This window comes from Sinorhizobium sp. 7-81 (genome assembly GCF_030124405.1).
GTDB lineage: Bacteria > Pseudomonadota > Alphaproteobacteria > Rhizobiales > Rhizobiaceae > Sinorhizobium > Sinorhizobium psoraleae.
In genome coordinates, this window is sequence record NZ_JASKLT010000011.1 from 19,675 (window position 1) to 36,834 (window position 17,160).

General features: G+C 62.3%; 22 protein-coding genes. 10 read left to right on the forward strand and 12 right to left on the reverse strand.

Annotated features, from left to right (window positions below):
• Together QN224_RS26195 and QN224_RS26200 are read right to left on the reverse strand one after the other, a co-directional pair.
• Window positions 1–1,641, reverse strand: coding sequence for an ABC transporter substrate-binding protein (locus QN224_RS26195; protein WP_283979003.1), 1,641 nt, complete (start codon window positions 1,639–1,641; stop codon window positions 1–3).
• A gap of 47 nt (window positions 1,642–1,688) precedes the next feature.
• Window positions 1,689–2,744 (reverse strand): dipeptidase, encoded by a 1,056-nt coding sequence (locus QN224_RS26200; RefSeq protein ID WP_283979004.1) that lies wholly within the window; start codon window positions 2,742–2,744, stop codon window positions 1,689–1,691.
• Window positions 2,745–3,127: 383 nt separating this feature from the next.
• On the opposite strand from QN224_RS26200, the gene QN224_RS26205 reads away from it, so the two are divergent.
• Entirely contained in the window at window positions 3,128–4,321 is a 1,194-nt protein-coding gene (locus QN224_RS26205) for an alpha/beta hydrolase (RefSeq protein WP_283979098.1), read from the forward strand.
• 53 nt (window positions 4,322–4,374) lie between these two features.
• Here QN224_RS26205 and QN224_RS26210 read toward each other — a convergent pair whose 3' ends face one another.
• Both QN224_RS26210 and QN224_RS26215 read right to left on the reverse strand, forming a co-directional pair.
• Window positions 4,375–4,716, reverse strand: a complete 342-nt coding sequence (locus QN224_RS26210; protein WP_269281981.1) for an SMR family transporter — start codon at window positions 4,714–4,716, stop codon at window positions 4,375–4,377.
• A gap of 52 nt (window positions 4,717–4,768) precedes the next feature.
• Window positions 4,769–5,329 carry a TetR/AcrR family transcriptional regulator gene (locus QN224_RS26215; protein WP_283979005.1) on the reverse strand — a complete coding sequence of 187 codons (561 nt, stop codon included), beginning with the start codon at window positions 5,327–5,329 and terminating at the stop codon, window positions 4,769–4,771.
• A 141-nt stretch (window positions 5,330–5,470) separates the two neighbouring features.
• Here QN224_RS26215 and QN224_RS26220 point away from each other — a divergent pair, with 141 nt between their 5' ends.
• Window positions 5,471–5,863 carry a globin gene (locus QN224_RS26220; protein WP_283979006.1) on the forward strand — a complete coding sequence of 131 codons (393 nt, stop codon included), beginning with the start codon at window positions 5,471–5,473 and terminating at the stop codon, window positions 5,861–5,863.
• A gap of 6 nt (window positions 5,864–5,869) precedes the next feature.
• The gene (locus QN224_RS26225; protein WP_283979007.1) at window positions 5,870–6,238 is read left to right on the forward strand and encodes a DUF423 domain-containing protein; all 369 of its coding nucleotides are present in this window, start codon (window positions 5,870–5,872) and stop codon (window positions 6,236–6,238) included.
• Window positions 6,239–6,352: 114 nt separating this feature from the next.
• Here QN224_RS26225 and QN224_RS26230 read toward each other — a convergent pair whose 3' ends face one another.
• From QN224_RS26230 to QN224_RS26250, 5 genes are all read right to left on the reverse strand, one after another.
• A complete protein-coding gene (locus QN224_RS26230) occupies window positions 6,353–6,667 on the reverse strand; it encodes an antibiotic biosynthesis monooxygenase (RefSeq protein ID WP_283979008.1) in 315 nt (104 codons plus the stop codon).
• Window positions 6,668–6,678: 11 nt separating this feature from the next.
• A complete protein-coding gene (locus QN224_RS26235; RefSeq protein WP_173509454.1) occupies window positions 6,679–6,948 on the reverse strand; it encodes a hypothetical protein in 270 nt (89 codons plus the stop codon).
• Window positions 6,949–7,006: 58 nt separating this feature from the next.
• On the reverse strand, window positions 7,007–7,417 hold the full coding sequence (locus QN224_RS26240) for a DUF2325 domain-containing protein (RefSeq protein ID WP_283979009.1): 411 nt from the start codon (window positions 7,415–7,417) through the stop codon (window positions 7,007–7,009).
• Window positions 7,418–7,697: 280 nt separating this feature from the next.
• Window positions 7,698–8,621 (reverse strand): energy transducer TonB, encoded by a 924-nt coding sequence (locus QN224_RS26245; protein ID WP_283979010.1) that lies wholly within the window; start codon window positions 8,619–8,621, stop codon window positions 7,698–7,700.
• Window positions 8,622–8,657: 36 nt separating this feature from the next.
• Window positions 8,658–9,095 (reverse strand): hypothetical protein, encoded by a 438-nt coding sequence (locus tag QN224_RS26250; RefSeq protein ID WP_173510158.1) that lies wholly within the window; start codon window positions 9,093–9,095, stop codon window positions 8,658–8,660.
• A 124-nt stretch (window positions 9,096–9,219) separates the two neighbouring features.
• Between QN224_RS26250 and hemP the strand changes: the two genes are divergently transcribed.
• The 7 genes from hemP (at window position 9,220) to QN224_RS26285 (ending at window position 14,469) form a co-directional block, all read left to right on the forward strand.
• Entirely contained in the window at window positions 9,220–9,462 is a 243-nt protein-coding gene (hemP, locus tag QN224_RS26255) for a hemin uptake protein HemP (RefSeq protein WP_283979099.1), read from the forward strand.
• Window positions 9,463–9,472: 10 nt separating this feature from the next.
• Window positions 9,473–10,531, forward strand: coding sequence for a hemin-degrading factor (locus QN224_RS26260; protein ID WP_283979011.1), 1,059 nt, complete (start codon window positions 9,473–9,475; stop codon window positions 10,529–10,531).
• 9 nt (window positions 10,532–10,540) lie between these two features.
• On the forward strand, window positions 10,541–11,491 hold the full coding sequence (locus QN224_RS26265) for a hemin ABC transporter substrate-binding protein (protein ID WP_283979012.1): 951 nt from the start codon (window positions 10,541–10,543) through the stop codon (window positions 11,489–11,491).
• Window positions 11,478–12,602, forward strand: a complete 1,125-nt coding sequence (locus QN224_RS26270; protein WP_283979013.1) for an iron ABC transporter permease — start codon at window positions 11,478–11,480, stop codon at window positions 12,600–12,602. Before QN224_RS26265 ends, QN224_RS26270 begins: the two co-directional genes overlap by 14 nt.
• A gap of 9 nt (window positions 12,603–12,611) precedes the next feature.
• Window positions 12,612–13,403 carry a heme ABC transporter ATP-binding protein gene (locus tag QN224_RS26275; protein WP_283979014.1) on the forward strand — a complete coding sequence of 264 codons (792 nt, stop codon included), beginning with the start codon at window positions 12,612–12,614 and terminating at the stop codon, window positions 13,401–13,403.
• Between the two features lie 192 nt (window positions 13,404–13,595).
• On the forward strand, window positions 13,596–13,958 hold the full coding sequence (locus QN224_RS26280; protein WP_283979015.1) for a hypothetical protein: 363 nt from the start codon (window positions 13,596–13,598) through the stop codon (window positions 13,956–13,958).
• A 79-nt stretch (window positions 13,959–14,037) separates the two neighbouring features.
• A complete protein-coding gene (locus QN224_RS26285) occupies window positions 14,038–14,469 on the forward strand; it encodes a hypothetical protein (protein WP_283979016.1) in 432 nt (143 codons plus the stop codon).
• Between the two features lie 133 nt (window positions 14,470–14,602).
• Here the strand turns inward: QN224_RS26285 and QN224_RS26290 are convergent, their stop codons facing one another.
• The 3 genes from QN224_RS26290 to QN224_RS26300 form a co-directional block, all read right to left on the reverse strand.
• A complete protein-coding gene (locus QN224_RS26290; RefSeq protein WP_283979017.1) occupies window positions 14,603–16,105 on the reverse strand; it encodes a sensor histidine kinase in 1,503 nt (500 codons plus the stop codon).
• A 146-nt stretch (window positions 16,106–16,251) separates the two neighbouring features.
• A complete protein-coding gene (locus QN224_RS26295) occupies window positions 16,252–16,806 on the reverse strand; it encodes an RNA polymerase sigma factor (protein WP_269281966.1) in 555 nt (184 codons plus the stop codon).
• Between the two features lie 8 nt (window positions 16,807–16,814).
• Window positions 16,815–17,027: a NepR family anti-sigma factor gene (locus QN224_RS26300; RefSeq protein ID WP_283979018.1), complete on the reverse strand. Its 213-nt coding sequence runs from the start codon at window positions 17,025–17,027 to the stop codon at window positions 16,815–16,817.
• Window positions 17,028–17,160: the final 133 nt, after the last annotated feature.

The window sequence follows — 17,160 nt, forward strand, 5'->3', positions numbered from 1 at the left end:
TTATTCCTTGGAGACGTTCCAAACGTAGTTGGTGTCGAAGCTCGGACCGAGCTTGAGGCCCTTCAGATTGCCGCGGTGGCCCGCAACTTCCGTCTGCTGGAATATGATGACGAACGGGCTCTCCGCGAGAACGGTCTTCTGGAGTTCCTTGTAGGTCTCGGCGCGCTTGGCGCTATCACGCTCGAGGAGCGCTTCCTTGGTCTTCTTCGTCAGCTCCGGAACGTCCCAGGCATTACGCCAGGCAAGCGTCTTGTTCTTGCCTTCGTCGGAATTGTCCGGGTTGCTGGTGAAGGTTTCGGCGTTCGAGTTCGGGTCGAAATAGTCCATGCCCCACTGGCCGATATACATGTCGTGGTTGCGGGCGCGGTATTTCGTCAGCGTCTGCTTGCCATCGCCGGGGATGATCTCGAGCTTCACGCCCGCCTGTCCCAGCGTCTGCTGGAAGGATTCGGCAATGCCGGTGACCGGCTGGCCATTGCGAACATCCATGGTGACGGAGAAGCCGTCCGGATAGCCGGCTTTCGTCAGCAATTCCTTGGCCTTGGCAACGTCGAACTTGTAGGGATTGTCGTCAAGCGCGCCGAGAACGCCCTTCGGCAGGAAGCTCTGGTGAATTTCGCCGATGCCCTTGATCAGGGTCGAGCCGATCGCGTCGTAGTCGACGAGATACTTGAAGGCTTCGCGCACCTCGGGCTTCGCCAGCGCCTCGTTCTTCTGGTTGAGGCTGATATAGTAGACCGTGCCCTTCGCCGCGCTGGTCGTCGCGAGGTCATCGTTCTTCGCCACGGCCTCGTAGTCGCCCGGTTCCAGATTGCGGGCGACGTCGATGTCTCCGGCTTCGAGTGCCAGCCGCTGGCCGGAGCTTTCCTTCATGTGCCGGTAGATGACGCGGGCGAGCTTCGCCGGTTCGCCGTAATAGTTGTCGTTACGCTCCAGCACGACGACTTCGTTCGCCCGCCATTCGCGCAGCTTGAACGCGCCGGAACCGGCGTAACCGGTCTTCAGCCATTCGTTGCCGAAGTCATTGTCGTACTTGTAATCCTCGGTCGGCGTCACCGGCTTGACGTGCTCGAGCACCAGCTTCTTGTCGACGACCGAAGCAACCGTCGCGGTCAGGCAGTTCAGGACGAAGCTCGGCGCATAGGGCTGGTCGACGGTGAAGACGAAGGTCGTTTCGTCGGCTGCCTTCGCCTTTTCGGTGACGTTGTCGCCGTTGAGGCCGAACTGGGTAAGAATGAAGGCCGGGCTCTTGTCGAGCTTCACAGCGCGCTCGAACGAATAGGCGACGTCCTCTGCCGTGATCGGATTGCCGGAAGCGAATTTCAGGCCGGACTTCAGCTTGAACGTATAGGTCAGGCCGTCATCGGAGACCGTCCAGCTGTCCGCGAGGTCGCCGACGACCCTGGTCGTGTCGTTGAGGTCGAGGCGGACAAGCAGGCTGTAGGTGTTGCTGGTCATCTCGGCGGTCGAAAGCTCGAAGGCTTCGCCCGGATCCATGGTGATGATGTCGTCGATAGCGAAGGCTTCGACCAGCGTGTCCTTCGGCGTCTCTGCGAATGCAGGCTGTGCGGCTCCCATAACCATTGCAAGTGCTGCCGAAGCGGCAAGCAGTCGAAAACGTCCATTGAGCTTGTGCATCATTTTTGCAGTTCCCTCGTTTTATGCCCTTTCCGGGCTTTCTTCATAGGTCAGGCAGCTTCGTGCCATGCCTGTCCCAGAACTCTCAGCCAGTTCTCCCGGCATATCTTTGCCAGTTCGGCATCACCATATCCGGCGTCTTTCAGTGCGGCAACGAGCTTCTGGTTACCCGCCGCGTCGCCTATTTCCTCCGGTATGGTCGCACCGTCGAAATCCGATCCGAGCGCGACGCAATCGATTCCGATGCGCTCGACCATGTAGTCGACGTGGCGCACCATATCGGAAAGAGGCGTTGTCGCGTTCTCCTGCCCGTCGGGGCGCAGCATCGTCGTCGCATAATTGAGACCGACGAGCCCACGGCCTTCGCGCACGGCATCGAGCTGCCTGTCGGTGAGATTGCGCGCGACCGGCGTCAGCGCATGGGCATTGGAATGGCTGGCGACAAGCGGCTGGTCGGTGGTCTTGGCCACATCCCAGAAGCCCTGCTCGGTGCTGTGCGCCAGATCGATCAGGATGCCGAGCCGGTTGCAGGCGCGCACCAGCTCGAACCCCGCCTCGGTGAGGCCAGGGCCTGTATCCGGCGACATCGGGTAGGCGAACGGCACGCCGTGGCCGAAGACGTTGTGCCGGCTCCAAACCGGCCCCAGCGACCGAAGCCCGGCGGCGTAGAAGGTTTCAAGCGCCGAGAGATCGGGCCCGATCGCCTCGCACCCCTCCATATGCAGGACGGAGGCGAAGACACCGTCGGAGATCGCCGAGCGGATTTCCGCAGTCGAACGACAGAGCCTCCAGGCTCCGGCGCGATCGAGCCTGATCGCGATGTCTGCAAGCTCCATAGCCGTAGCGAGCGACGGCAGACGATCAAGCGGCGCGGACAAAGGGGTAGCATAGTGGCCGTTTTCGTCCGGCGTCTTCAGCACCAGATCGCCCGACGGAATATAAATCGCAGAGAGACCACCCGCGAGGCCGCCAATGCGGGCACGCGGCGCATCGATGTGGCCCTTGTCGGTTCCCTCGACGAATTCGGCTATCGGATCGCCTCCGCTGCGGCTGTGCTGCCAAAGGCGCAGAAGCACGTCGTTATGGCCGTCGAAAACCGCCTGCATTCCTTAGAATTCCTTCGCATTATCAGGGAGATCGGATGGAGTGTTTCCATGCCGCATCCAAAGAAGGGACGCGGCGATGCTATTGAAACCCATCGACCATTTCAATGAATTTCAGGGGTTTTTCCCAGCGCGGCCTGTAGCGAAATGTTGCATGAATGCACCGCGGAAGGGCCGGCGAGACCGGAGCGCCATAGAAAAACGCCATTCGAAAGGTGTCCACAGGCAGAAAATCTGCCATGGCTTTCGCCGAACGCGAGCTTGCGTACGATCATCTTCGGTCACGACGACCGTCGAACGCTGTGCGGGGAGTGTCGAGGTTGCCGCCAATCCGGTTTGTGAGTTTGAGAAAGCAGTCGCGCCGCACGCTGCTTTGCCTGGGATTAATGCTGTCGGTCGCCGGCTGCGGCGGTCGCCCCGTCGGGGTTCTGGTTCCCTCGGGTACGGCGGCCGGCGCATCGGAAGTCGACCTGCTGGTGGCAACGACGCGCGCTCCGTCGGCCGATCCCGGCATTCTCTACACCGGCGAGCGCGCGCCTCAACTGTCGCTGACCGAAATCGTCGTCTCGATTCCTCCGGCCAGCAACCGGAAGGTCGGTCAGGTCCAGTGGCCAAAGAAGCTGCCGGCCGATCCGACGCGTGAATTCTCGACGGTTAGTGTCAAGCCGCTGAAGCCCGGCCCGGAAGCGCAAGGCTGGCTCAAGGCGCAAATGCCGGAGAACCGCCGCGTCCTGATCTTCGTTCACGGCTTCAACAACCGGTTCGAGGATGCGGTCTACCGTTATGTCCAGATCGTCCACGATTCGGGCGCCGATGTCGCTCCGATCATCTTCACCTGGCCGTCGCGGGCCAGCATCTTCGACTACAACTACGACAAGGAAAGCACCAACTATTCCCGCGACGCCCTCGAGGAGCTCCTGCACCGCGCATCCAAGGACCCGTCGGTCGGCCAAATTACGCTGATGGCGCATTCGATGGGATCCTGGCTGACGGTCGAGGCCCTGCGGCAGATGGCGATCCGCGACGGCCGCATCGCCTCCAAGATCACCGATGTCATCCTCGCCTCGCCCGACCTCGACGTCGACGTCTTCGCCAAGCAGTTGGAGGCCATGGGCAAATCGAGGCCGAAGTTCACGCTCTTCGTTTCGCGCGATGACCGCGCACTGACCATCTCCCGGCGGATCTCAGGCAATATCGACAGGCTCGGGCAGATCGACCCGTCGGTCGAGCCCTACAGGAGCCAGCTCGAGAAGGCAGGCATAACTGTGCTCGATCTGACCGCGCTTAAAGGCGGGGACAGGCTCAACCATGGCAAGTTCGCCGAGAGCCCGGAGGTCGTGCAGCTCCTCGGCAATCGCCTCATCGCCGGCCAGACGGTAACAGATTCCGATGTCGGGCTCGGCGAACGTGTTGGAGCCGTGGCGCTCGGCACCGCGCAGACCGTCGGCAGCGCCGCCAGTATCGCCGTCTCGACGCCGATCATGATCTTTGATCCGCGCACACGCGAGAACTACGATGACCAGGTTCGCCGCTTCGGCCAATCCATGGAAAATACAGTCGGCTCAGCCGTTACGCCCTGAGGGCAGCGTGAGCACCGTCTTGAGCGCGGCCCTTCACGCGGGCCTTCAAGCGCTCAGTGAAATGTCGACTTGGAAAAGAGATTGAGGACCAGCACGCCGGCGATAATGAGCGCTAGCCCGAGGATCGCCGGCAAATCGAGCTTCTGGCCGAAGACGAGGTAGCCGGCGAGCGAGATCAGCACGATGCCGAGACCGCTCCACAGCGCATAGGCGATGCCGACCGGAATATAGCGCAGCGTATAGGACAGGAAAAAGAACGCGACGGCATAGCACAGCACCATGACCACCGTGGGCGCCAGTCGCGAGAAATGCTGCGCCGCCTGCATCGCGGAGGTGCCAAGAACCTCGAAGACGATTGCGATCACCAGGACCGTATAGAGCATGGCGGGGTTCATGGGATGTCTCCGGTGATAGGTGAGAGCGATCTGCTCCGACTTCTTTGCTGTACTATTGCAGTGAGAGCGCCTTGAGCCTCTGGAGCAGAAATGACCGCGTCTGTGCATCGAGTTCATGGCTCCCAAGCAGGTCCGCGAGCCAAATGCCGTCGGCGGCAAAACGGGCGAGGAGGCAGTTCGGCGAGGAATCGGTCTCGGCGAACTCGGCCGCGCGCTGTGCCACCCAATCGCGCCAACGCGACTTGAGATGCGGTTCGGCGAGCAATGCAATCGTCAGCACCTGCCATCCCTTCCCGTCCGCTTCCGCCTCCAGTGCAAGGCAGATGGTCAGATAGGCGCGCGTGAACCGCCCCCGCTCGACATCGTCGCCCGCCATCGCCTCCTCGATCGCCCGATCGAAGCGCGCGACGAGCTCGTCGAACAGGCCGTCGAGCAGGGCGAGCTTGTTCGGAAAATGGTGCAGGAGCCCGCCTTTGCTGACGCCTGCCGCCTGCGACACGGCGTCCAGCGTCACGGCACCGATGCCCTGCTCCAGCGACAGGCGCGCGGCGACCTCCAGCAGTTGCTGACGGACCCGCTCGGGCTGTTTCTTCCTGTGATAGGCGCTTGACATGCCTCATAAAGATACCGTCTGGACGGTTTGTCAAGTGCGCATGTCATGGTGCGCGGCGCGATGAAAGGCCGCAAACGGAAATGGTGAAAGAGATTGTCGGAAGGCGGATCGCGTTATAACCGATCGATGAAGGACGACGATATGCCGGAAACCGAGACGACGACACTCTATGAAGCGATCGGCGGCGACGCCACGGTTCGCGCGCTCACACGACGCTTCTATGCGCTCATGGACAGCCTCCCGGAGGCCGCCCGGTGCCGGGCCGTCCATCCGCCGGACCTCTCAGGCAGCGAGGAAAAGTTTTACGAATATCTGACCGGCTGGCTCGGCGGACCGCCAATCTACATGGAAAAGCGCGGTCATCCGATGCTGCGCCGTCGGCATTTCATCGCGCAAATCGGTCCGGCCGAGCGCGACGAATGGCTTCTTTGCTTCACGCGCGCGCTCGAGGAGACGGTTGCCCATCCGAAGTTGCAGGCAATCATTCTCGAACCGATCACGCGGCTCGCCCATCACATGCAGAACAAGGAATAGTCTTCGATGCCGAACAGCGGAACGCGGGGGACGGTGCTTTTCGTCGCCGGGCTGATGGGGGTTGCCGGTGTCGCCGCCGCAGCAGCGGCGTCGCATGGCGCCGATCCGCGGCTTCTCGGCGGCGCTTCCGCCATGTGCCTCGCCCACACGCCGGCGCTTGTCGCGCTCCATGCGGGGTGGACGCATTTCCGTACGGCTGCGATCGCGGCATTGTTGCTGGCCGCGGGCACCGCGCTTTTCGCGGGTGATCTCACCGCCCGCCATGCTCTCGGCCACGGTCTTTTCCCGATGTCGGCGCCGCTTGGCGGACTGGCAATGATGGCCGGCTGGCTCGCCGTGGCGCTCGGGACATTTCTGCCGTCGAAGGCAAGCTGAGAGCTGCCGGAATGGGCGCCGCTCAGAGCAACTCCAGGGAAGGTGTGTAACGGCTTTCCGCCCGGAATTGTGTAGTTTCGAAGAGTCGGATCATCTCATTGTTCAATGAATGATCTAGGCGCCCTCGACCACCGAGTAACCCTCGAATTTCGGCGGACCGAGATACATCGCTTTGTTGTCGCCGGCGCTCCTGTGCGCCGCTCGGAAATTTTCCGACTTCGTCCAGGCGATGAAGGCGTCCTTGCTTTCCCAGGTCGATTTCGAAATGAAAGGTGTGTAGCCCTCTTCCGGCACGCTTTCTCCGCGAAGCAGATGGAAAGCAATGAAACCGGGCATTTCGGCGAGACTCGAGTCCCGGCCTTTCCAGACGGCTTCGAAAGCCTCTTCCTGGCCGATCGCAATACGGAAACGGTTCATCGCGAAGTACATCTCATCGCTCCCTATGCACGATCTTTTTTCAACGTGGCATCGATCCCGGCACTCGGGAAAGGCAGGATAACCCCCTCAAGCGGTGACACAAGCCCGAAAGGATCTCTGCCCGGCTGCCGCGCCTGCCAAGTGGGAAACTCGGCAACATTCGCATTTTCCTCCAGCAACCGGGCGCGGCGGGTCATGAGTTCGTAAAGTTCAGGCACCAGGCCGTCGCCGAACTGCGAGGCCAGCTTGTGAAGGCCGATCATCATCATCTGATCCGGGCGCTCATCATTCATCGTCAATTCTCCGGGCACGGCGCGCCATGCGCGCGCGTGGCATGTTCTTCGGATAAGGTCAGCCGTCTCGGCTGCTGGTGGTGAGATCCTGCAGCGCCCGCTCAAGGCTGGATTTCGAGCCATTCCGCAGCGGCACGAAGGCCTTGCCCCACTTCTTGCAGCCCGTTTTCACGCGAAGACACGCATCGTGGCTGATGCAATCTATGGGGCAGAAGACGCAATCGACCGAGGGAAGGACGCGGTCGATGCGCGATACCGCTTCGCGCAGGCCCCCATCGTGATGGATCAACTCTGCACCAAAGGAACTGGCGATCTCACGCAGATGGGCAACTTGGCAGTCCCGGCCACCGACATAGAGGAAGCTGCGACCCTCGAGCGTCGCCTTGCCGGCATCGGGCCTCGGTTCGGGCGCTGCGTTCGCCGATTTGCCCTTGCTGCCCTTGCCTGCGTTCTGCCGCTTGCCGCGCATGCATTCCTCTCCATCTTGCTTCCGTGGCACGCGGCACTTCGCCATCGATGACCCTCGGGATTGATTCAGAGCACACACCGGACGGTTGCGTGATGGCGGCAACTTATTAAACTTGATAATCTGAGTAAAGTATAAACATGAGTTTTAAGTTCATATTTTTTTGGACCATTCCCGCGCCTCCGCTGCCACCACTCATCCACCGTTTGCCGACCAATTGCGGGCGCATGGCGAAAGTGAAAAACGGTGGGATTCGCCTTTTCCGCAGGCGTTCGAACGGCATTTAACGGGTGGTAAACGTCAGCGGGATGGTGAAAACCCAGCTGTCGCGACCTGCACCGGCAGGAATCGCCGGGAAGGGAGCCGCGCGACGTACAGTGTCGAGTGCCGCTTCATCGAGGATCGGTGAGCCTGCGCTCTTTGCCAGGCTGACGCCCGCCACGCCACCACCGGAGGTTACGGTGAAGCGAACGTGGGCGACGCCGCGCAACCGCTGGCGCTTTGCCTCGGAGGGATAGCGGAAGGCGCGATTGAGCTTGCTGCGCACCTTGCCGGGATAGTTCGACGCTGCGGCATTGCCCGATTGCTGAGCAATGCTCCCCTTGTTGCCCGCGGCGGCGCTTGCCGCGGCATTTTCGACGCCGTCGGCCTTGCCCCGGATCTGCGATTTCGCTTGCTCGCCGCCGTCACCGGCTTTCTTCCGCGTGACTTTCTTTTTCTTCACCGGTTCCTTCTTCGGCTCCGGTTTTTCCGCCTTTGGCTTCTCGACCTTTTCCGGCTCCGGCTTTTCTTCCGGAACGACGGTCTCGACGGGCGCCACGCTGGCTGTGACCGCCGCCTCGGGCGCCTGAGGCGTGGGGATCTCCTCCGCCGGCAGAATGACGTCCGCCTCCGTCGGGGTGATATCGGACGGCTGCTGCGAAGCCACCTCCGGCGTGCTCGGCGGCACTTCCTCGCTGAGCTCCTCAGTCGGCTGAATCTCGTCCGGTTTCAGTTCTTCCGGCATGTCTTCGGTCGGCTCGACGATGTCAGAGGGATCACCCGCCTGGAGCGTCTGCTCGAAAGCGTCGCCAAGCAGCGTCACTTCCATGGCAGCGCCGCCGGCAGTCTGGACGACCTCTTTATCTGGGCTGAACAGCATCGCGCCGCTTGCGTGCGCAAGAAGTGACAGCGCGATCGCCCCCGTCCATTTCACCGTCTGCTTCATCAATGCGTACCTTCACCGCCGATCGGCCGACACCGCTCAGCCCTTGAGCTCGACAGCCGACTTGGAACCGGTCTTGAGACCCGTCATGCAGGCGTTCTTGTCGACGCCATCGCCGACACATGCCGGTGCATCATTGATCAGGAGACTTTTCACCGACTCGCATTTCGTGCCCGGCAGGTCGAATTGGCGCACCTTCGTCTTGCCGGCAGGCAGATCACGGAAGTCGAGCACGGCCATGCGCTCCACCAGTCCCTGCTGATCGAAGAGGACGAATTCAAAGGAGACTTTCGAGAGCGACTGCGGCAGCGCGTTGCCTGCAACGAACGTCAGTTTGCAGCCCTTCTCCGATGGAGCGACGTCGTTCAGCTCGATGGCGAGCCCACCCGAAGCCGCAGCCTCCTGCGCGATGGCTGGCGCGGCAGCGGGAAGGAGCAAGAATGCGGCCGAAAATGCGAAACGGAAAAGACGCGTCATCATAACACCACTCGACATCTGCGCGTCTTGCCCGGCATTCCCGAAGGCTTCGCGCTCATAACTTGACTGTAATAATCCGGTATTGCGTCCTTAAATAAATATGAGTAATGAAGTCAAGATACTAATAGGAATACGCGGGAGGAATTCGGGAAACAGCCGGTTCGTCCCTCGCGAACTGGCCGAGACCGTGACACCTAACGATACAGATAACGCGCGCCCCTCGCAGCCGACGCTTGCCGGTCGAACGCAGCGAATCGTGGAAAGCCGCGACCTTTTCCACGGCGAAAGCGAGATCCTCATTTCGCACGACGGCACGATCTACCGGATGAAGATCACCCGTCAGGGCAAATTGATCCTGAATAAATAGGCAGACGACAATGATCGACAGCATTCGCCCAACCCCTTCCGAAATCCGCGCCTACCGCGCAGCAAACCCGACGCTGCGCGAGCGCGATATCGCAGCGCAGCTCGGCGTATCGGAGGCCGCGCTCGTGGCGGCAGAATGCGGCCTCACCACGGTCCGCATCGATAGCGACGCCAACCGCTTCCTCGCGCGCGTCGAGGAGCTGGGCGAAGTGCTGGCGCTCACCCGAAACGAAAGTGCAGTTCACGAGAAGATCGGCGTCTACGAAAACATCAAGGCAGGAAAGGCCGCTGCCCTGGTGCTTGGGTCCGAAATCGACCTTCGCATCTTTCCCAGCGCTTGGGCTCACGGCTTTGCCGTCAGCAAGACAGACTCCAACGGTGAAATCCGCCGCAGCCTGCAATTCTTCGACAAGTGGGGCAATGCCGTCCACAAGGTTCACCTGCGCCCCGCCTCAAACCTCGCCGCCTACGAAAGGATCGTCGAGGACTTCCGTCTCCCTGATCAGTCGCAGGATTTCGTTGCCGACTCGAGCGCACCGACGAGCGACGGGCACGACGTCGCGGTCGACGCCGCGGAACTCAGGGAGCGCTGGACGAAGCTGACCGATACCCACCAGTTCCACGGAATGTTGCGCAACCTGAAGATCGGCCGGCGCCAAGCCTTGCATACCGTCGGCGAGGACCTGGCGTGGCGCCTCGATCCGACCGGCGTCCAGGCGATGATGCGCGGCGGCGCCGAAATCGAACTGCCGATCATGTGCTTCGTCGGCAACCGGGGCGTCATCCAGATCCATTCCGGTCCGGTTGCCCGCATCGGGGTGATGGGCCCGTGGCTCAACGTCATGGATCCGACGTTCCATCTCCATCTGCGCACGGATCATATCGCCGAATTGTGGGCCGTGCGCAAACCGACGACGGACGGGCATGTGACCTCGCTTGAGGCGCTCGACGCCAAGGGCGAGATGGTCATTCAGTTCTTCGGCAAGCGCAAGGAAGGTCTGGCCGAACGGCCCGAGTGGCGCAGCCTCGTAGAAGGCCTGCCCCGGCTGAACACGACTGTCGCAGCCTGAGGAGCGATCATGATCACCGGTCTCGATTTCCGCCGCCTTCGCCGTTGGGAGCTGGCGCTTGTCGCCTTCGCGCTCTCCGCGCCGCCGCTGCTGCCGACGCTGGCCCCCGGAGGCCCCTCCTTCCTGCGCCCGGCAATGGCCGAGGACATGCAGCGACCGGACGTTTCCCGCGTCGTGTCGGTCGGCGGTGCGGTTACCGAGATCATCTACGCGCTCGGCGAGGAAAACCGCCTCGTCGGTCGCGATTCCACCAGCACCTACCCGGAACCGGCAGCGAAGCTTCCCGATGTCGGCTATATGCGGCAATTGGCGCCGGAAGGCATCATCGCCGTCAACCCGACGGCGATCGTGGCAGTCGACGGCAGCGGACCGCCGGAGGCGCTCGCGGTGCTGAAGGAGGCAAACATTCCCTTCACCAGCGTTCCCGAGACATTCGACAGGAACGGTATCGTCGCGAAGATCCGCGCGGTTGGGGCCTTTCTCGGCGTTGAGGAAAAGGCGGAGGCGCTTGCAAAATCCGTGGAGCAGGACCTCGAGGTCGCGCTCGCGGAGGCGTCAAAGCGCCCCGAGAGCGAACGCAAACGCGTCCTCTTCATTCTCAGCACCCAGGGCGGCAAGATCCTGGCTTCCGGCACGGGCACGGCCGCAAACGGGATTATCGAGCTTTCTGGCGCGGTCAATGCCGCTGGCGCATTTCCGGGCTACAAGGCACTGACCGACGAGGCGATCATCGAGGCCAAGCCGGATGTGATCCTGATGATGACCCGCGGCGGCGATCATTCGACCGGCGTCGACGAGCTGTTCGCCATGCCGGCCCTGAGCTTGACGCCGGCCGCGAAGAACAAGACGCTGATCCGCATGGACGGGCTGCACTTGCTTGGCTTCGGCCCCCGCACCGCCGGCGCTATCCGTGAACTGAATGCCGCAATCTACGGAAAGAAGACCAATGCGCCGCAGTGAGGCGATGGAAGGCAGCATGCGCGCGCCTGCCTTCGCCGCCAATATCGTCAGCGAATGGCGGGCGGGGAACCGTTCGGGGCTTGCGCGCCTGCTGATTGTTGTGCTCGCGGTCCTTGCGGCGGCAACATTCGTCACGTCGATCATGACCGGCGCCGCCGACGCCTCGCTCTCCAATGTCTTCGATTGGCTTTCCGGTGCAGAGGGCGCCGACCAGGCGCTGAGTGCGCGCGACCGCATCATCATCCTCGATATCCGCCTGCCGCGGGCCGTGCTTGGCCTGCTGGTCGGCGCGTCCCTCGCCGTCTCCGGCGTGGTCATGCAGGGCCTGTTCCGCAATCCGCTCGCCGATCCCGGTCTCGTCGGCGTTTCGTCCGGCGCGAGTCTTGGCGCCGTTCTGCTGATCGTGCTCGGCGCCAGCCTGTTCGGCCCGCTCTTTGCACTCGTCGGTTTCTACGCGCTTCCAATCGCTGCTTTCTTCGGCGGCCTCGTCACGACCCTCCTCCTCTACCGCATTGCGACGCGCGGTGGCCAGACGTCGGTGGCGACAATGCTGCTTGCGGGCATTGCGCTCGGCGCGCTCACCGGTGCGGTCACGGGCGTCCTCGTCTTTATTGCCGACGACAAGCAACTGCGAGACCTGACCTTCTGGGGGCTCGGTTCGCTTGCCGGCGCCAACTGGACGAAAATTCTCGCCGCCGCCCCAATCATCCTCGTGTCGCTTGCCGTGGTCCCCTTTCTGGCACGCGGCTTGAACGCGATCACGCTCGGCGAAGCGGCGGCATTCCACATGGGCGTTCCCGTCCAGCGCCTGAAGAACGTCGCGATCCTGAGCGTTGCGGCCGCGACCGGTGCGTCCGTTGCGGTCAGCGGCGGCATTGGTTTCGTCGGCATCGTCGTGCCGCATCTTCTGCGCCTCGTCATCGGTCCGGACCACCGCTACCTGCTGCCCGCCTCGGCCCTCCTCGGCGGGACGATGCTGATCTTTGCCGACATGCTGGCCCGGACGATCGTCGCCCCAGCCGAACTGCCGATCGGCATCATCACCGCCTTCGTCGGCGCGCCCTTCTTTCTCTGGATCCTGCTGCGCGGCCGATCGAACATGGGACTTTGAGAGCGCGTCATGATCACCGTTTCCGATATCTCCGTTCGCCTTGGGGGCAGGCAGGTCCTCCACGGCGTCTCGTTCGCTGCCGCTGCCGGTACGATGACCGCGATCGTCGGACCGAACGGATCGGGCAAGACAACCACCTTGAAGGCGGTTTCGGGCGAACTGTCGCCCGTCTCCGGCAGGGTCACCATCAACGGGCATGATCTCGCCGGCCTCAGGCCATGGGAGCTTGCGCTGAAACGCGGCGTCCTGCCGCAATCGACGGTTATTTCCTTCCCCTTCACGGTACGCGAAATCGTCCGTCTCGGCCTCTCTGCCGGCGGCACGGGCAACCATGCCGCCAACGACCGCATCGCCGATGATGCGCTCGAAGCCGTGGACCTGGCGGGCTTTGCCGGACGCTTCTATCAAGAGCTCTCGGGTGGCGAGCAGCAGCGCGTCCAGCTTGCGCGTGTCCTTTGCCAGATCTCGGCGCCGGTCAGCGATGGCGAGCCCCGCTATCTCCTGCTCGACGAGCCCGTATCGAGCCTCGACATCCGCCACCAGCTGACGATCATGCAGCTCGCACGCCAATTCTGCGAACGCGGAGGCGGCGTGGTCGCGGTCATGCACGATCTCAATCTGACCGCCATGTTCGCGGATCAGATGGTCATGATGAGGGCCGGCCGTGTCCGCGCAAGCGGGCCGCCAAAGAAGGTCTTGACCGACGAAACCATGGAAGCCGTGTTCGGATGCCGGATGCAGGTCAATGTCACCCCGGCAAGAGATATTCCCTTTGTATTGCCGCAATCGGTGGCGATCTGATCCCGATCGGTCGCCTGCGCGCCGTTTTTACTGCTGCCGGTAGCTGTTTGCGACAAGCGCAGGATTTATCGAAACAAAACTCGTCTTCGTGCGTTGTTCCGCTGAATGTCGGCCGAGGCGTGCCTCGCCGATGGGGGTTGAACACGCGCCGGCTGTCTTGGCCGGCGTTGCAGCGAAAGGGAGCTTCATATCATGGCAACGGGCCTCTTCTCGAGTTCGAGCACCAGGAAACGCAACGGCGGACATGGCGAATCCCCCATCGAAGATCAACTCCACGAAATTCGCGGGGACATAGCGGCGCTCGTCGGACTTCTCAGCGAGCGCGGGGCGGCCGTTTCCCACGACGCGAAAGCCAAGGCGATGGGCGCGCGCGATCGGGCCGAAGCCGATCTTGAAAATCTTCTGGCCAGCGGCGAGCAACTGCTCTCGGATTTGCGCGACCGCTATTCCGGAACGGAAAGGGAGATCCGCAGGGCGGTGCGCGAGCATCCGATCGCAACGCTCGGCGCTGCGGCGGCGATAGGCCTTATCGCGGCTGCGCTTCTACGCCGATAACATTTCCATAGGGGTGAACGACCAGCCGTAGGAAGCCCGCGCTTCCTGCACCGCTTGACGGGTGATCGGAGTAGCTTGCATGGGAACCCTCGGGGCCGCCTTGTCCGCCTTGCTCGCAGTTGACGTGACCGCCACCGCCTCACGCTACAGGCGCAACGTTTTTTTATGGGCGATCATCGCGATCTTGCTCGGCACCGCTTACGTCTTCGCGCTGGCAGCGGTCGCGTTGTTTCTCGCGGCACGCTATTCGCCCCTGGCAGCCGCTACGACGATAGCCGTCGTTCTGTTCGTGACGGCATTGATCCTTATCGGCATCCTGGCAGGGCTTCGTGCCCGCGATCGACGGGTCGCCGAAGCGCGCAGGCGCCGCGCGGCGCTCCAGGCGAATCTGGCACTTGTTGCCGCCGGAAGCATTGTGCGAAAGCAGCCGCTGCTCGCTGCCGCGACAGCCATTGCGGTCGGAGCCCTGCTTGGTGTCGGCAGGGGCCGCCGTCGCAGCGAAGAGCGCTGATTTCGCGCCGAGGCGGCACGATCTCGCGCGGTAAACGCCACCTCAACCGGCCTGCCGGCCACTTTCTCCCGGCAAACGACAGTCTCTCAACTCCTCGCTCCCGCCTGCTAAGGGAAGGTTAGGGCAATCATGACTATAGTGGCAGCCGGATCAGCGCGGTCACGCCGGCTGGCAGGTATTCCACCTTGACGGAACTGCCGATGACCTTGTCGAGGCTGCGTTCGATCAGGATCGAGCCGAAGCCCCGTCGTCTCGGTTCGCGAACCGGGGGACCGCCCACCTCCGTCCAGGTCAGGTGCAAGACGGCACCGCCGTCTTCGACGACGCCGCGCGCCGTCAGCACGACCTTACCCTTCGGCACCGAAAGCGAGCCGTACTTCACGGCATTCGTCGCCAGCTCGTGCAGCACCAGCCCAAGGCCAACCGCCTGGTCCGGCCCCAGCAGGATTTCGTCCTTGTGGATCTCGACCTGTTCGGCGTAGTCGCTGACATAGGGGCGCAACTGCTTCGATATCAGCTCGGAAAGGTGGATCGTGCCCCATTCGTAGTCGGACAACAGCCCGTGTGCGTCCGAGATGGCCTGGAGCCGGCCCGCAAATGCCGCCATGAATTCCACCGGATCGCTCGTCTGTCGAAGCGTCTGACGCGCCAGCGACTGCAGCATTGCCAAGGTATTCTTGACCCGGTGATTCAGTTCCTTGAGCAGAAGTCGCGTCCGCTGCACCGACTCCTGCTGATCTGTGACGTCGATGGTCATGCCGAGGAAGGTCAGCGGAGCACCCTTGCCGTCGCGGTCGAGCACCCTGCCGCGGCCAAGCAGCCAGCGCCCGCTGTCGCGGATGCGAAACATGCCGTCATATTCCTCGTTCGCCGCCATGGCCTCCCTGAGCTTGGAGAATGTCGCGACGCGATCGTCGGGATGAATGGCGGCGAAAATCGTCTTGGCACCGACGGAACGGTCGGCCCGGAGCCCGAACATGCGCATCATCGCGCTGTTGCCCGCAACCACGCCGGCACGGATGTCCCAGAGCCAACTGCCGACATTTGCCGCGTCAAGCGCCATGGCGAGGCGCTGCTCCTCGCGCGAAAGTGCCGCTTCCTTGAGTGCACGTCGGCGCGCCTCGTCCTTCAGCTTGAGCAGCGAGGCCGCAATATCGGCGACCCGGCGAAGGTCATCGACCAGTTTCGGCGCGATCTCCTGGCGCGGTGCCACATCGAAGACACAGACGGTACCGACTGCCTGGCCGTCCAAAAGAATGCAGACGCCTGCGTAGAACCGCAGGAACGGCGCGTCGGTTACCCTTGGCCGATGACGAAATAACGGATGCCGGGAAGCATCGAGCACCACGAGGACGCTGTCGGGGTCCGCGATTGTGTGGAGGCAGAAGGATTCGTCGCAACGTTGTCGCGTTTCCGTTGTTCCAACGGCCGCCTTGAACCATTGCCATTCACTGTCAACAAGACTGATGAGCGCGATCGGCGCGCCGAACAGGCTTGCCGCGAGCTTCGCAAGACCGTCGAAGTCGCCGTCCGGCACCGCCATGTCGGGTACGACCGCATGCAGCACGCCAAGTCTTTCGGGGGTGTCGAGCACCTGCGCTACCGCTGGAAGCATCGCCTCGGTCTTCTCGCGCATCCGGTCCAACTCCAACTCGCGCACCGCAGCAGAACCAATCAGGGTTTAGAAGGTTCCCGCCATCACCGCAGTGACGACCGGTGCTCGCGGCAAAAAAGCAGGACCTTCGACTTGCAACAGTCTGACGTCAAGAGCGCGCGAGAATATCATGAAACGAAGGCGCGCGAAGTGATGGGCGCCGAGGTCTCATCAGGGCCGTAATCGTTCTCGCCCTGCACCTGGAGAATTTCCTGCAGGCGCTGGCGGGCGCGATTGACACGGCTCTTGATGGTGCCCAGTGCGCAGCCGCAGATCGTGGCGGCTTCTTCGTAGGAAAAGCCGGATGCGCCGACCAGAATGATGGCTTCGCGCTGGTCCGGTGGCAGCTGATCCAGAGCCCGCCGGAAATCCTGAAGATCAAGCGAACCATATTGCTCGGGGTGGTGGGCAAGGGTTTCGGTGAAATGGCCGTCGCTGTCCTGGATCTCTCGGCCGCGCTTGCGCATCTGGCTGTAGAGCTCGTTGCGCAGGATCGTAAAGAGCCAGGCCTTCATGTTGGTACCGATCTCGAAATGGTCCTGCTTGGCCCAGGCCTTCATGATCGTATCTTGCACGAGATCGTCCGCGCGGTCGTGGCGACCGATGAGCGACATGGCAAAAGCGCGCAGGCTTGGCAGTGCAGCAAGCATCTCACGCTTGAATTCTTGGTTTTCGGACGACATTCCGGCGGTTACTCCCTGCCTTGCAGAACCGATCGGCCATGCAGAGTCGAGTGCTGTTCCGCTGCGTCCAGCTTTTCCAGCAGATCGAGAAAGCGGGTTGGAATCGCCTCCTCCTGTACTGATTGATAGAGCGCTTTCAGCTTCGCCGCGATCTGTGCATTCGGATCGTCGGTCGACGAGCTTGTGCCAATCGGCCGCCCTGCCCCTGAATTATACTTCATTTTACAATCGTCACCTTCGAGAGTTCGCCTGCACCATAACGCAGAGGAAAAATGAAATGTTCCGGCGCGGAACCTTTTTTTCGGCGGGGCGTTTCCGCGTGGTGACAGAAATAAAAGAATGACCGAGGGAGTC

What these genes read in the sequence shown, in the direction of transcription:
- QN224_RS26225 (WP_283979007.1), top strand. Translation starts at nt 5,870, where the DNA reads ATGCCGAACAGCGGAACGCGGGGGACGGTGCTTTTCGTCGCCGGGCTG.
- QN224_RS26240 (WP_283979009.1), bottom strand. Translation starts at nt 7,417, where the DNA reads ATGCGCGGCAAGCGGCAGAACGCAGGCAAGGGCAGCAAGGGCAAATCG.
- QN224_RS26270 (WP_283979013.1), top strand. Translation starts at nt 11,478, where the DNA reads ATGCGCCGCAGTGAGGCGATGGAAGGCAGCATGCGCGCGCCTGCCTTC.
- QN224_RS26210 (WP_269281981.1), bottom strand. Translation starts at nt 4,716, where the DNA reads ATGAACCCCGCCATGCTCTATACGGTCCTGGTGATCGCAATCGTCTTC.
- QN224_RS26285 (WP_283979016.1), top strand. Translation starts at nt 14,038, where the DNA reads ATGGGAACCCTCGGGGCCGCCTTGTCCGCCTTGCTCGCAGTTGACGTG.
- QN224_RS26275 (WP_283979014.1), top strand. Translation starts at nt 12,612, where the DNA reads ATGATCACCGTTTCCGATATCTCCGTTCGCCTTGGGGGCAGGCAGGTC.
- QN224_RS26260 (WP_283979011.1), top strand. Translation starts at nt 9,473, where the DNA reads ATGATCGACAGCATTCGCCCAACCCCTTCCGAAATCCGCGCCTACCGC.
- QN224_RS26220 (WP_283979006.1), top strand. Translation starts at nt 5,471, where the DNA reads ATGCCGGAAACCGAGACGACGACACTCTATGAAGCGATCGGCGGCGAC.
- QN224_RS26250 (WP_173510158.1), bottom strand. Translation starts at nt 9,095, where the DNA reads ATGACGCGTCTTTTCCGTTTCGCATTTTCGGCCGCATTCTTGCTCCTT.
- QN224_RS26300 (WP_283979018.1), bottom strand. Translation starts at nt 17,027, where the DNA reads ATGAAGTATAATTCAGGGGCAGGGCGGCCGATTGGCACAAGCTCGTCG.
- QN224_RS26280 (WP_283979015.1), top strand. Translation starts at nt 13,596, where the DNA reads ATGGCAACGGGCCTCTTCTCGAGTTCGAGCACCAGGAAACGCAACGGC.
- QN224_RS26295 (WP_269281966.1), bottom strand. Translation starts at nt 16,806, where the DNA reads ATGTCGTCCGAAAACCAAGAATTCAAGCGTGAGATGCTTGCTGCACTG.
- QN224_RS26230 (WP_283979008.1), bottom strand. Translation starts at nt 6,667, where the DNA reads ATGTACTTCGCGATGAACCGTTTCCGTATTGCGATCGGCCAGGAAGAG.
- QN224_RS26195 (WP_283979003.1), bottom strand. Translation starts at nt 1,641, where the DNA reads ATGATGCACAAGCTCAATGGACGTTTTCGACTGCTTGCCGCTTCGGCA.
- QN224_RS26215 (WP_283979005.1), bottom strand. Translation starts at nt 5,329, where the DNA reads ATGTCAAGCGCCTATCACAGGAAGAAACAGCCCGAGCGGGTCCGTCAG.
- QN224_RS26265 (WP_283979012.1), top strand. Translation starts at nt 10,541, where the DNA reads ATGATCACCGGTCTCGATTTCCGCCGCCTTCGCCGTTGGGAGCTGGCG.
- QN224_RS26200 (WP_283979004.1), bottom strand. Translation starts at nt 2,744, where the DNA reads ATGCAGGCGGTTTTCGACGGCCATAACGACGTGCTTCTGCGCCTTTGG.
- QN224_RS26245 (WP_283979010.1), bottom strand. Translation starts at nt 8,621, where the DNA reads ATGAAGCAGACGGTGAAATGGACGGGGGCGATCGCGCTGTCACTTCTT.
- QN224_RS26205 (WP_283979098.1), top strand. Translation starts at nt 3,128, where the DNA reads ATGCTGTCGGTCGCCGGCTGCGGCGGTCGCCCCGTCGGGGTTCTGGTT.
- QN224_RS26235 (WP_173509454.1), bottom strand. Translation starts at nt 6,948, where the DNA reads ATGAATGATGAGCGCCCGGATCAGATGATGATGATCGGCCTTCACAAG.
- QN224_RS26290 (WP_283979017.1), bottom strand. Translation starts at nt 16,105, where the DNA reads ATGCGCGAGAAGACCGAGGCGATGCTTCCAGCGGTAGCGCAGGTGCTC.